Raw genomic sequence first — 13,203 nt, 5'->3', positions numbered from 1 at the left:
TTTAGCGACTTAATGCTTTTGAGATAGATTCTTTAATACGGGCTTCGTCGAATGGCTTGACGATAAAATCGATTGCGCCTTTTTGAATAGCATCTACTACCATGTTCTGTTGGCCCATAGCGGAGCACATAACTACTTTTGCTTGAGGGTCAATTTGCTTAATTTTTTCTAATGCTTCGATCCCGTTCATTTCTGGCATGGTGATGTCCATTGTTACGAGGTCTGGTCGGTGTTCTGCATAAAGGTCAACTGCTTCTTGTCCGTTCGCCGCTTCACCAACAACCTCAAAGCCAGCATCTGTAACCATTTTCTTCAGCGTCATGCGCATAAATGCCGCATCATCTGTAATCAGCAACTTTGCCATGTTCATCCTCCTAGTTAAATACCTTATTTATAGTTAAAATGATTCATATAAAAACTTTGCTACATACAACCTAAAGTCCTTCTTAGTATGCCATAAAACTGCGGAGTTAAAAAGAGGGAATTTCAAAATAGTGATACTCAATATACGAATATATAACATAAACCTATATTTATCAAGGTATAATCAAGTTATATTACGTATATGCCCTGTTTGCACATATATAAACATACAGAGTCTTAATACCTAAGACTAAGCGAGAAAAATGATTAGTGTCGTCAAAGGGTGTCTAACGATGTATAATAGGCTCGATTACGTCACTATAAACGAGGTGGCTGTAAATATCTAGTTTGTCTTCCTCCCTTTTTTGGGAATATATCTACGCAAATTAAACTGACAGGATGGGCGTGATCATCATGAAGCAGGCTTTTGATAATGATTGGCAGGAACAGCTTGGGCCAGAGCTCGATAAACCCTATTTTCATAAACTGAGAGAGTTTTTAAAGGAAGAATATAAGCATCATCGAATTTATCCGCCGAAGGATGAGGTAATGAGCGCGTTCCACACCACATCTTATTCAGATACAAAGGTCGTTATATTGGGGCAGGATCCGTATCATGGGTTTGGGCAGGCACATGGTCTAAGCTTTTCGGTCAGACCTGGCGTGACATTGCCTCCTTCCTTGCGCAACATATATAAAGAACTGCACAATGATTTGGGGCTACCTATTCCAGAGCACGGCTACTTACAGTCTTGGGCAAAGCAAGGGGTGCTTTTACTAAATACCGTCCTGACTGTACGAGAAGGGACTCCGCAGTCTCATCAAGGACAGGGCTGGGAGGAGTTTACGAATCAAGCAATCGACCAATTAAATAAGCGAGATCGTCCGGTCATCTTTTTACTTTGGGGAAAGCATGCGCAGGGCAAAAAAGAACGTATAGATACAGAAAAACATCGAATCTTAGAGTCTCCTCACCCTAGCCCGTTTTCGGCAACGAGAGGGTTCTTTGGGAGTCGTCCTTTTTCTAAGATCAATGATATATTAGTAGAATGGCAGGAAGAGCCAATAGACTGGGAATTGCCAGTGCAGGCTCCAAAACAGGAGGAAGCAGAATGAACCTACAGTCAACGATTACGTTAAATAATGGGGTAGAGATGCCACGATTTGGGCTCGGAGTATATAAGGTGGAGTCCGGTAATGAAGTAGAACATGCAGTAAAAGAAGCGCTTAACGTTGGTTATACGCACATTGATACGGCGGCGTTTTACGACAACGAAAAAGGCGTAGGTCGTATGATCAAAGAAGCCAATAAAGAGATTTTCGTGACGACGAAGGTGTGGAATGATGATCAAGGCTACGATGCCACTCTACGAGCGTTTGAAAAAAGTCAGAAGAATTTAGGGGTTGATGTGATTGACCTCTATCTCATCCACTGGCCAGTGAAGGGGAAGTTTGTGGATACGTGGAAAGCAATGGAGAAGCTTTATGAAGAGGGACAGGTGCGTGCAATCGGAGTTAGTAATTTTTTAGAGCGAGAATTAGACGAGCTTGCACAGCATTCTTCGACGATACCTGCTGTCAACCAAGTAGAGTACCATCCGTGGCTCCAGCAACATTCTCTTTATGATTACTGTAAGCATCAAGGGATCCAGTTAGAAGCATGGAGTCCACTAACTCGTGGTCGCAAATTAGATGATGAGACACTTCTTGAGATTGCGAAAAAACATAACAAATCAGCAGCACAAATTATATTGCGATGGAATGTCCAAAAGGATGTTATCACCATTCCAAAATCGGTCACTCCAGAACGAATTAAAGAGAATGCAAACATTTTTGATTTTGAGTTAGATGCAGATGATATGGTGACGTTAGCGACACTTGATGAAGGGTTACGATTTGGAAGTCACCCTAAGAAATTTTCGGAATAAGGAGGCGTAATAATGACGAAAACAATTGGATTTATCGGTACAGGAGTAATGGGCGCGAGTATGGCCAAGCACTTGTTACATGCAGGCTATGAGGTGAACGTGTATACGCGAACGAAATCTCGTGCAGATGCTGTGCTTGAAGCAGGGGGCAAATGGTATGAAGATGTGAAGGGCGTTGCTCAAAACTCAGACGTTATCATTACGATCGTTGGGTACCCTCAGGACGTTGAGGAGGTCTATCTTGGAGAGAGCGGAATCTTAGCGCACGCAAAGGAAGGTAGCTTTACGGTAGATATGACAACGTCCAAGCCATCTTTAGCGAAGGAGATTTTTGAAGCAGCAAGAGAGCGAAACATCCACGCGTTAGATGCGCCAGTTAGTGGCGGTGACGTGGGTGCGCGCGAGGCAAAGCTAGCCATTATGATTGGTGGCGAAGAAGAAGCGGTAGAGGAACTGCGTCCGATTTTTGAGGTGCTTGGTCAAAACGTTCAGCATTTAGGTGCTGCGGGTCTCGGTCAATATACAAAAATGGCCAATCAGATCGCGATTGCAAGCACGATGGTAGGTGTGAGTGAGTCACTTGCGTACGCCAAAAAAGCGGGACTTGACCCTGAGCAAGTGATTGCAACGATTTCGACAGGAGCGGCCGGTAGCTTCTCCTTATCTAACTTAGCACCACGTATGCTTAAAGGTGATTTTGCACCAGGGTTTTACATTAAGCATTTCATTAAGGACATGGGAATTGCGATTGAGTCTGCTGAAGAAATGGGACTTGATTTGCCAGGACTTAAGCAGGCAAAGGGGCTATATGATCAGCTGGCAACAAATGGTGAGGCCGACTCTGGCACACAGGCTTTGATTAAATACTATCTACAATAGGAGTTGACCAAAGGAAGGGATACATACTAGATAGCACCATAGCTGACAAATGCTTTCTGTAGAAAAATGTCGAAAATGCACTATTAATGTATGATTTCGTCTATAATAGTGGCATAGACTAAACAGAGGGGAATTTATGTGTATGTTTAATACATTGAGGTCTAAGCTATTTACCTTCACTATTTTAATTACATTCCTTCCGATGGTCATTATTGGCATTGTAAGCTATATGACGCAAAAGCAGGATCTAACGAATCAAGCTGAGCGATCTCTCCTTGCGCAAAGTGCGCAAATGAACACAGAGATCACCCGGTTTATTTCTGATCGGTTTAATGATGCTGCCTTTCTTGCGCAAAATCCTGTTGTGCAGGATTCAACAAGTACTACTCTAGAACTTCGCGAGCAACTAGCGCAGTTTTTAAGCGTCTACACGATTTATACAGAGGTTCTGTTGGTGGATCCGAATGGAACCGTTACATTAGATATTTTTAACGATTTAGAAGGAGAGAACTTAGCTGATCGCGAGTGGTTTTCAAGTGTATCAAATGGAAATATATATATGACAGACGTGTATCACTCCACATTAGTCGATGCGCCTGTACTTTTACTAGCAGCACCAGTTTACGACGAAAGCGGAGAGCTTGCTCGAATGGTCGTACCAGCATTTGACTTAACTTCATTAAATACGATTGTAGAAGAGTTTGGTGGTGCAGCAGATTCTACATGGGAAGGCTATACCTTTATCGTAAATGGAGAAGGAGACATCATCTCACATCCAGAAACGAGTCGTATTTTAACAGAAAACTATTTTGATGAAACAGGACGAAGTAATAATGAGTTAGAGTCTAATGCTCTGTATAACGAGGTGGCTCGAGTAAATGGAGAGGTTCAGGCAATTTCACAAGTAGAGCCATTCCCTGGCTTTGATCACGACTGGTTTGTTGCTGTGACTGTTGATGAGGAAGATCTTTATGCACCTCTTGATGGACTGCTGATTCGCTACTTAATCATTTACACAACCGTATTTCTTGTCATAACCTTTGCCGTATACAGGTTGGCAGATTATCTCGTGAAGCCTGTGAGTCAGCTAGTGGCAACCGCACAGGGCTTTGCGATAGGTGAGCAAGCTGAGCGGAAATACGTGGATTCGTATGATGAGATTAATCACTTAAACCATGCATTCGATGATATGGCAACAAAATTGCACGAGCGAGAGCAAATGCACAAAAAGTCCACGACCATTATTGAGACAACCGATAACGGCGTCTTTGCTGTTAATCAGACAACTGGCGCCATCACGCTTTGGAATCGCACGTGCCGAGAGTTGTTTGGATCAGACAAAGAGGCGATTACGTTGCACCAGACCAAGGAATCCTCTGATGCATTTAGGCATTTTATTGAGACAGATGATCTCGAGACAACGATTATGCAGGCCACAGAACGTACTAAGCTTGAGATCGACTGGCTTTACGGTGGCGAGACAAAAACATTCGTTGCCATGGTCAGACCGCTTCCGGGCGAAGAGGGCGACCGTGATTCCGATGAAGTACTTATTATCTTCTATGATCTGACAGAAAAGCGGAAGATGGAAGTGGAGCTACTTCGGTCAGAAAAGCTCAAAATTGTTGGCGAAATGTCAGCAGGCTTTGCGCATGAAATCCGTAACCCATTAACTACAATCCGAGGATTTATCCAGCTTGCGCATGAGAGTAAATCAAAGATTAATGAGGATTACTATGGTCTTGTGCTAGAAGAGATCAATAGAGTCAACAAAATCATTCATGAGCTTTTAAATATTTCAAATCCAAAGCCACTTGAAGAAAAAACGGACGTTAACATCAACTGTGTCTTAGAAGATGTTATTGCGCTTCAGGAATCGAATATGCGCTCCCACTATATTGCTTGGGAACTGCTTTTAGATCCATCGAAGCCTACGCTTACAGCAGACGTTAATAAGCTCAAGCAGGTGTTGGTCAACTTCGTACAAAATGCGATAGAAGCTATGACTGATGGCGGATCACTTACGATAAGATCTAGTACAGAAGAAGACCGACTCGCAATTGCAATCGAAGATACAGGAATTGGCATGTCAAAAGAGACAATCGAAAAACTTGCCACACCGTTCTTCACAACGAAAGCAACAGGAACAGGACTTGGACTTACGATGAGCTATCGTATTGTAGAGGAAATGGGCGGTACAATCCGTGTCGATTCCGTAGAGGGTGAAGGAACAACTTTCGTACTTGTTCTGCCAATGCACTAAAAACCTGTAGGAATAGAGAAGTAAAAAGAGGAAAAAAGCAGCCTATCACGAAGTATGTGAATGGGCTGCTTTTTTCGTGTAACGGAAGAAGCTAGTGAGGAACTCTTTTGTGCACGCGTTTAGCATCTGTGAAGAAGTGGAAGTAGCACGTATACGGAGCTATATCACTTTTATGGAACAATCGGTCCATGGTACATTAGTCAGTAGTGATTAAAAAAGTTGGGGTGAAGTATTGTGAAGCAAGCATTAGTTGCAGGAGCAACAGGATTAATTGGGAGACATGTCGTTGATCATTTAGTAAAGGAAGACGCGTATGAAAACGTTCATGTATTGACGCGTCGTCGTACACCTTTCCATGAGGAAGCAAAAGTAACGGAACATGTTGTAAACTTTGACGATTTAGATGACGTGAAGGCAGCATTTGACGGTATTACAGACCTCTATATCGCACTCGGTACAACAATTAAACAAGCGAAATCGAAGGATGCATTTATGCAGGTAGACTACGTATACCCACTTCGACTCGCAGAGCTCGCAAAAGAGCACGGTGTGGAGCGAGTTATTGTCGTCTCAGCAATGGGAGCGGACAGTAATAGCAAATTCTTCTATAGCCAAGTGAAGGGTAGCTTAGAGGAGAGCCTTATGGAGCTCAAACTACCAGCGTTACATATTATACGACCATCCTTATTAACTGGAGAGCGCTATGAGTTCCGTCTCGGCGAAAAGTCAGCAGAGTTACTGACGAAACCAGTGAAGAACTTAATGCGTGGTTCATTAAAGAAGTTTAAGCCAATTGATGCCGAGCATGTAGCAGCAGTAATGACTGCAATTGGCCAAACGTCAAGCAAAGGGCTACATCTATACGATAATGAGGACCTTCATACGATTCATGAAATCCTTAGTGGAGAAGCACGCAAAAAAGCGGCACCAAAGGCGTCGCCTGTCTCAAGTAAATACAGCCAAGTGTGGAATCTCGACACGATTTTCCCCGGCGGAAGTGAATCGAAGCAGTTTAATCAATTCCTTGTAAACACGGAGACGGATTTATCGGTGATGACGCTGAAGGTAGATAAAGCGAAGGGCTCTGACGCTCCAGATGTGGAGCAGTGGGCGGCTATTATTGACCGCATAAATAGCGTTAGTATGAAAGTGCGTGAGGTATCGGCGTTTGTAAGCTGTTTATCTGCACAGGATGTGACGGACCAGGAGGCGGGCTTACTACTTGGTAAGGTGAAGCGTCTTGGCGCACAGCACGGAAAGCTATTATCATCCGTCGATGAGCAACTACTTGCCTTTACAGATGCACAGTGGGATGCCTTGACGCAGGTTGAAGGTTTGCAAGAGATCGCATTTAACTTAGATGAGCGTCGTAACCGCGCGAAGGAAAAGCTCTCGACAGATAAAGAGCAGCTGATCCAAACGCTAGCAGTTGATGGCTATCACGCTTGGGGTGACCTGTATAACACGATCGTTGGTCGTATGCGCGTGGAGATCAAGGAGAAGGGTCGTAAGAAATCTTACTCAGTTGGTCAAGCTGCGAACAAGCTAGGTGATAAAAATCGCGCAGTAAGAAAGTACGCGTTCGAGCAGTTTGAAAAGGCGTGGGAGGATGAAGCAGACCTCTTCGCAACGACATTAAACAGTCTTGCTGGCTTCCGCCTTGCGACATACGAAGCGCGTGGCTGGGATAGCGTTTTAAAAGAGCCACTTGAAATCAATCGCATGAAGCAGGAAACACTAGACGTGATGTGGGAAACAATCACGAAAAACAAGGATGCGTTTATTGGCTACATGCACCGTAAAGCGGAGCTACTTGGGCTTGATAAGCTATCCATGTATGACATTAGTGCTCCAATATCTGATCACGTGGCGCACGTTAGCTATGACGATGCAGCAGACATGATCGTCGAGCAGTTTGGTCAATTTAGTCCACAAATGGCGGAGTTTGCGCAAAAAGCGTTTGACGAAGAGTGGATTGAAGCGGAGGATCGCGATAATAAGCGTCCTGGCGGATTCTGCACAAGCTTCCCAATTCGCGAGCAGTCTCGTATCTTCATGACGTATGATGGTACGGCATCAAACGTCGCGACACTTGCTCACGAGCTTGGTCACGCGTATCACCAGCACGTGATGAATGACTTACCTTACATGGCGCAGGGCTACGCGATGAACGTCGCGGAGACGGCATCAACGTTTGCGGAGATGATTGTTGCAGACGCGTCTGTGAAGCAGGCGTCTTCTGATGAGGAAAAGATTCAGCTACTTGACGATAAGCTCAACCGTAGCGTTGCATTCTTCATGAACATTCACTCCCGTTTCCTTTTCGAAACACGGTTTTATGAAGAGCGCAAGGAAGGGTTAGTAAGCAAAAAACGACTAAACGAGCTGATGCACGAAGCACAAAAAGAAGCGTACGGAGATGCCATCAATGACTACTCTCCAACCTTCTGGGCGTCGAAGCTACACTTCCATATTACAGGCGTTCCGTTTTATAACTTCCCTTACACGTTCGGCTACCTGTTTAGCATGGGCATCTATGCGAAGGCAATGGAGGAAGGCGCTGACTTCGAACAGAAGTACATTGACCTTCTTCGCGACACAGGTCGTCTAGACGTAGAGACGTTAGCGGACAAGCACTTAGGCGTTGACCTAACAAAGCCAGACTTCTGGCAACAGGCAATCGACTTTGTGAAGCAAGACGTGCGTACGTTCATGGAGCTTACGGAGAAGAAATAAGGGCTTTTTGAGAGGAATTTAGATGTGTGACGCAATTTGTCTAATTGTGTCGAATGAAAAGGAGAGCTTGCTAGGAATCGAATGATTCTTGGTGGTTCTTCTTTTCTTAATCAAATATCGTTCATTTGATTAAATACGGTTCTAAAAATATAAAGGAGGAATCTATGTTGAAAAAAGTAGCGGTTTCACTTTCGGTGTTAGCAATGTTAGTAGTAGGATGTGGCGGAGAAGAAGACATTAGTAATACAGACACGGTAAATGTAAACAACGTGGGTGAAAATAATATTGAAATTAACGAAGATATCGCAGAAACAGAAGATGAAGGTAACAATAGTGAGGAAACGGTAGAGGAAAACGAACCCGTCGAGAATAATGAAGGTAACGAGTCCGGGGAATAAGTGTCTAAAGAGCTTGGAATGGCTTTGATTCAATTAAGTGTTTTGAGTTCCGCTTGAGATTATCTCAACTACACAGCATTTTTTAGGCATGGCTCAATTAAGCAAGCTACTTATGGCGAAGATGGAGTAGGATATTAATAGAAAGCCAGCGTAATGATTATTGTTCATTGCGCTGGCTTTTCATTTAGTAGCTTAACTTAATAGATCTAATTCGAAACCCTGGCTTGCATCTATGAAAGCCGAGTCCTACAATAGATATAGCAAGAAGGGAGCGGATTACTATGAACATACCTGCGTCATTTATTATACAAAAAATGGAGGCGGAGCTTGCGCAACTGAAGGCGAGCGTCAATAATCCACAGCAGGCAAGCGAATATCGAGAGCATGCACAAGCGATTAAAACGTATGCTGAGCTACTGCTCGATTCGGGAAGTAAGCCAAGCTACGCATCAAGCCAGCCTGTTCAACATGCGCAAGTAGCCGATGTAAAGCCATCGGCACCGATGCAGCAGCCCCAGGCACAACCGACAAAACAAGCTTCGAAGGATATTTATGATAATGGCAATGAGCCAGAAAGTGATAGTCTGTTTGATTTTTAGGTTTTTCAAAGACATCGTTCTATTAGGGAGCGGTGTCTTTCTGCTATGTACATTAATGTTTGAAAGACGCGGGGGGAGGTTGACATACGTGATTGTTGGTTGAAGATGCACGTCGCCAAACTGAATGCACATGAACGAGGTGGAAATGCAGACAGAGCGACTAGTAATACACACGGACAGGGTGGAAATGCAGACAGTGGAGGCCGAAATGCACGCCGCCAAATTAAATGCACATGAACGAGGTAGAAATGCAGACAGAGCGTCTAGTAATGCACACGGACAAGGTGGAAATGCAGACAGCGGAGGCCGAAATGCACGTCGCCAAACTAAATGCACATGAACGAGGTAGAAATGCAGACAGAGCGACTAGTTATGCACACGGACAGGGTGGAAATGCAGACAGCGGAGGCCGAAATGCACGTCGCCAAACTAAATGCACATGAACGAGGTAGAAATGCAGACAGAGCGACTAGTTATGCACACGGACAGGGTGGAAATGCAGACAGCGGAGGTCAGAATGCACATCGCCCAAATAAATGCACCTCCACCACAAGTTCAACTAAATAAGGAGTGGTTACAATGAACGTTGGAGTAGGATTAGGAGAGATATTCGTCTTTTTGCTTATTTATGGTCTCTTGATGAGCTTCCTCCTACGATCAATGGCGGTATCACGCAAACGAGGCTATTATCTAAAACTCTCAATCCTCCTCGTTTTGTACATATCCATAACTATTTTTATCTGGACGCGCTATAAGGCGGAGGAAAATCACGTTAACTCTCATAGTGGTCTGGATCCAATTAGCTATACAAACGAAGCATTGTTAATGATTGGAGGCTTTACGGCTTTTAACTTGTTACTAATAGTAGTAGGTGTCTATTTAAATAAACGATCCAATCATACGTAAATCCATTCACACCAAAAAGGAGCTCGGGCAACCCGAAGCTCCTCTTAGCTTTTCTCAACAATTAAAGCGTATCATTGCGCCACTCGACTAAAACGGCGTAGTTGAGGGATTCGTCATCCTCGACGTAGTTAGGTAGGATGCGAACGGGATGAAGTCCTTGCTTGAGCATAAAGGACAACACAAGATCATGTATGTCGCCTGCCACAACGTGCTCGACGTATGTCGCGACGTCCATTTGCTCGGCGTACTCGTAGTAATTAGGAATGCGACAGCCTGCGACGTAGCGAGCTAAGCCTAAGTCTCGGACGAGCTGCTTGCGAGCGTCGTAAAGTGCAGCTGCAATTCCTTTACCGCGATAAGTGGGTCTCACGCACACGTCGATGCCGTAAAGGGTATCTCCGTTGGCCACGTGAGTGCGTGTTATGTAACCGTCGTCTGCGATCTCCTCCCAGCTATGCGCTTCGTCGGATAATGTCGTAATCAATGACGTCGCAGATCCAGCTGGATCACCGTCTACATACGCGATCATCGCCCCATCAGGGAAGGTGTTCACGTGCGCCGAGATGTGCTGCTTCGACCACCACAGCTCCTCTGGGAATGGCGGTGGGAACGCCTCTTTTTGAATGCTTAATAAGTCGTCAAAGTCGCTTTCTTTATACGTCCGAATCTCAATGTGCCTGACCATTACTCATCGCCTCCGACCGTCCATTTACTTACCTACTACTAGTATAAGAAAATATGGGGAAAGCGGCAAAACATTGGCATTGTGTGGCATACTAGAATTTTCCTCAAAGCACATGGTATGATGAACATGATCTTAACGGTGAAGGAGTCTTTTTCATGAAATTATTTCTTGTTTTAGGTGGTATATTAGGATTTTTATTCGTATCAATCGGGGCATTCGGCGCGCACGCGCTGGCCGCACGTTTAGAGTCAACAGGCTACGCAGCGCAGTTCCAAACAGGCGTGCAGTACCATATGATCCACGCGATCGCGATCGTCGGGGTTGCGATCTTGATGAATCACTTGCCGTCCACAGGATTACTAACAGGAGCAGGCTGGTCCTTCTTTATTGGCATCATTTTATTCTCCGGAAGTCTGTATGCGCTAAGCTTAACAGGCATCCGCGTCTTAGGTGCCATCACACCAATCGGTGGCTTAGCCTTTTTAGTAGGATGGGTCCTCATCGTAGCAGCTGCGATTATTGATTAATTTAATCTGAAAAGCTAAAAGAAGCTTTGCCATATTATGATGGCAGAGCTTTTTTAATTATGTAGATCAAGTACAGGATCTTCGGTCCTCCTTCGCTCCGGAGAATCGAAGAAGAACTGTTTTGATACCTCAGCTATTTTTTGTTTTTAGGTTACTAGCTGCTAGTATGTTGCCTAGTTTTTAAAGAGTTTTAGAGTCGAAAACAGATATTCAAGAAACAAATAAGGGAGCTTAAATGACTCACGGTACATAAATGTTGTATACGGTACATAAAAGCTTAGCAAGGTACATTTATTTCTCACACGGTACATTCTTTTTAGATACGGTTCATAAAACTTCTATACGGTACATAAACCCCGAATTGCTCAAAAGCCAGCCATCAAACTAACAAAACATATAAGCAAAGAGCCCTCTCGCAATGAAGAAGGCTCTTTGCACTACCGAACTCTTTCAATCAAACAGAGAGGTGGCAGACCCGAAGGACATTCGGAGGCAATCCATGGGAGTAGGAGGTTTTTGAGATCCCACAGGAGGCGTTTTTTGCCTCCGAGGAAGCTCAAAGGCCGACCCCATGCCGAGAGTGTCCGTAGGGCTGACAACTCGGAGAGCAGATTGAAACTAGTCAGCACTTCATTAATCTAGCTCGAAGAGCTAGGAGGAACTTGCACTAAACCAATTAGCACTTAAGCAATTCAGCTCGAAGAGCTGAGGCACTGGTACTTAAACTAGTTAGCACTTAAGCAATTTAACTACCTAGGCGCATACGTCGACGTCTGCTGAGAGCCATCACCGTTAAACGGATAGTCATACGCAATCTCCTCATCAAACGTTACATAATCTAAATTCACCATCAGCAGTAAATACCGCTTCTCTGTCTGCGGATCACTAATAATAATGTGATCGCGCCCTGCTGCTTCAATTACCCCTTTAAAGATCTTCGCGTTCCACTTGTCATTGTTTTCGTACGTCATATAAAACGTACCGACACGACCGCGGTTCAGTCTTAAAATATTTTCGATATAAGACTGTTCAATTGGTAGCTGTCCTGGGAATAAGGAGTCCTGAGCAAATGGGCCCTGCGATTGATTTTGCCCTTGCAAAAACTGTGGAGGTGGTGGCATTGGCGAGCCTGGCTGGAAGGCTTGAGACTGCCCTTGCACCTGACCTTCTTGACCTTGTCCGGCGCCTTGCCCACCTCCGAATCCTTGTCCCTGCCATGGAACACCTTGGCCTTGAGGCTGTCCCTGTGATTGACCGCCACCCTGTCCATATCCCTGCTGTCCGGCGTACGGTTGCATTCCCGCAGGCATTTGCGTTGGGTCCCCCTGCATTTGAGATGAATGATACGGTTGGTTATACATCATGCATTCACTCCTTTATGTTAATAAACGTTGTAAACGGATGGACAATCGCCCGGAAGTGGATTAAAAAAGCAGTGTAGCTTATAGCGACCAGAGTTATATTGGCCATACCACTGCTCTGGACATGGACCATCAGGACGAAAGAACCAGAGCGCAAACTCGCCCGGAGCAAAGCGTTCCCCTCGCACGAGTCTCCTTGCTAATTCTTTATCCCGTTCTCGGGCATGCTGATAAAAGTAGCCTTTTTGCACGGCTTCAAAGCCTCCAGGCGACTGAAAGGCCATTTGGTCTACCGTACGAATGTCTGTAAAATCAAGGCAGTCTGCACGCACGCGATTGACCATGACATTGCCTGCATTAAGCATGCCAACCTCACCTTCTCCTTCCGCTTCAGCGCGCATCAGGCGAGCTAACACATCTATGTCCTGATCCCTTGCACGAATAACAGCCATATTGCACCCCTCCCTCTCTCTACACGCTACCTTATGTGGAAACTCAGGACGATATGACACCATAAAATAGTAGAATTCTCCCCTTTTAAATAAATTTGTGGAGAAA

The 13,203-nt window shown here is 44.7% G+C and carries 13 protein-coding genes and 1 pseudogene; 10 read left to right on the top strand and 4 right to left on the bottom strand.

The genetic code is table 11. The annotated features are described in order from the left end of the window. Window position 1: 1 nt before the first annotated feature. The gene (locus tag FLK61_RS18575; RefSeq protein WP_176010834.1) at window positions 2–364 is read right to left on the bottom strand and encodes a response regulator; all 363 of its coding nucleotides are present in this window, start codon (window positions 362–364) and stop codon (window positions 2–4) included. A 413-nt stretch (window positions 365–777) separates the two neighbouring features. Here FLK61_RS18575 and FLK61_RS18570 point away from each other — a divergent pair, with 413 nt between their 5' ends. From FLK61_RS18570 to FLK61_RS18535, 9 genes and pseudogenes are all read left to right on the top strand, one after another. Next, window positions 778–1,479, top strand: a complete 702-nt coding sequence (locus FLK61_RS18570) for a uracil-DNA glycosylase (RefSeq protein WP_176010833.1) — start codon at window positions 778–780, stop codon at window positions 1,477–1,479. Next, complete coding sequence (locus FLK61_RS18565) at window positions 1,476–2,291, top strand: aldo/keto reductase (protein WP_176010832.1); 816 nt, start codon at window positions 1,476–1,478, stop codon at window positions 2,289–2,291. Before FLK61_RS18570 ends, FLK61_RS18565 begins: the two co-directional genes overlap by 4 nt. Before the next feature lie 12 nt (window positions 2,292–2,303). Next, complete coding sequence (locus FLK61_RS18560) at window positions 2,304–3,170, top strand: NAD(P)-dependent oxidoreductase (protein ID WP_176010831.1); 867 nt, start codon at window positions 2,304–2,306, stop codon at window positions 3,168–3,170. 142 nt (window positions 3,171–3,312) lie between these two features. Further along, window positions 3,313–5,433, top strand: coding sequence for an ATP-binding protein (locus tag FLK61_RS18555; RefSeq protein ID WP_176010830.1), 2,121 nt, complete (start codon window positions 3,313–3,315; stop codon window positions 5,431–5,433). Between the two features lie 234 nt (window positions 5,434–5,667). After that, window positions 5,668–6,102: pseudogene (locus FLK61_RS20130) on the top strand (NAD(P)H-binding protein); the annotation flags it as partial. Window positions 6,103–6,396: 294 nt separating this feature from the next. Next, entirely contained in the window at window positions 6,397–8,169 is a 1,773-nt protein-coding gene (locus tag FLK61_RS18550; protein WP_249777751.1) for a M3 family oligoendopeptidase, read from the top strand. Between the two features lie 164 nt (window positions 8,170–8,333). Further along, window positions 8,334–8,567 (top strand): hypothetical protein, encoded by a 234-nt coding sequence (locus tag FLK61_RS18545; RefSeq protein WP_176010828.1) that lies wholly within the window; start codon window positions 8,334–8,336, stop codon window positions 8,565–8,567. Window positions 8,568–8,848: 281 nt separating this feature from the next. Next, window positions 8,849–9,166 carry a YwdI family protein gene (locus tag FLK61_RS18540; RefSeq protein WP_176010827.1) on the top strand — a complete coding sequence of 106 codons (318 nt, stop codon included), beginning with the start codon at window positions 8,849–8,851 and terminating at the stop codon, window positions 9,164–9,166. A 579-nt stretch (window positions 9,167–9,745) separates the two neighbouring features. Next, the gene (locus FLK61_RS18535) at window positions 9,746–10,072 is read left to right on the top strand and encodes a peptide ABC transporter permease (RefSeq protein ID WP_176010826.1); all 327 of its coding nucleotides are present in this window, start codon (window positions 9,746–9,748) and stop codon (window positions 10,070–10,072) included. 61 nt (window positions 10,073–10,133) lie between these two features. Here the strand turns inward: FLK61_RS18535 and FLK61_RS18530 are convergent, their stop codons facing one another. Then, a complete protein-coding gene (locus FLK61_RS18530; protein ID WP_176010825.1) occupies window positions 10,134–10,757 on the bottom strand; it encodes a GNAT family N-acetyltransferase in 624 nt (207 codons plus the stop codon). 155 nt (window positions 10,758–10,912) lie between these two features. Between FLK61_RS18530 and FLK61_RS18525 the strand changes: the two genes are divergently transcribed. Next, window positions 10,913–11,284, top strand: coding sequence for a DUF423 domain-containing protein (locus FLK61_RS18525; RefSeq protein ID WP_176010824.1), 372 nt, complete (start codon window positions 10,913–10,915; stop codon window positions 11,282–11,284). Window positions 11,285–12,033: 749 nt separating this feature from the next. On the opposite strand, the gene gerQ is transcribed toward FLK61_RS18525, so the two are convergent. Together gerQ and FLK61_RS18515 are read right to left on the bottom strand one after the other, a co-directional pair. Further along, on the bottom strand, window positions 12,034–12,645 hold the full coding sequence (gene gerQ / locus FLK61_RS18520; RefSeq protein WP_430708824.1) for a spore coat protein GerQ: 612 nt from the start codon (window positions 12,643–12,645) through the stop codon (window positions 12,034–12,036). 20 nt (window positions 12,646–12,665) lie between these two features. Then, complete coding sequence (locus FLK61_RS18515; RefSeq protein ID WP_176010822.1) at window positions 12,666–13,097, bottom strand: cell wall hydrolase; 432 nt, start codon at window positions 13,095–13,097, stop codon at window positions 12,666–12,668. Window positions 13,098–13,203 lie beyond the last annotated feature (106 nt).

Source organism: Paenalkalicoccus suaedae, from assembly GCF_006965545.2.
Lineage (GTDB): Bacteria > Bacillota > Bacilli > Bacillales > Salisediminibacteriaceae > Paenalkalicoccus > Paenalkalicoccus suaedae.
Note: the sequence above shows the minus strand (reverse complement) of the source record. Positions and strands in the feature narration are given on the sequence as shown.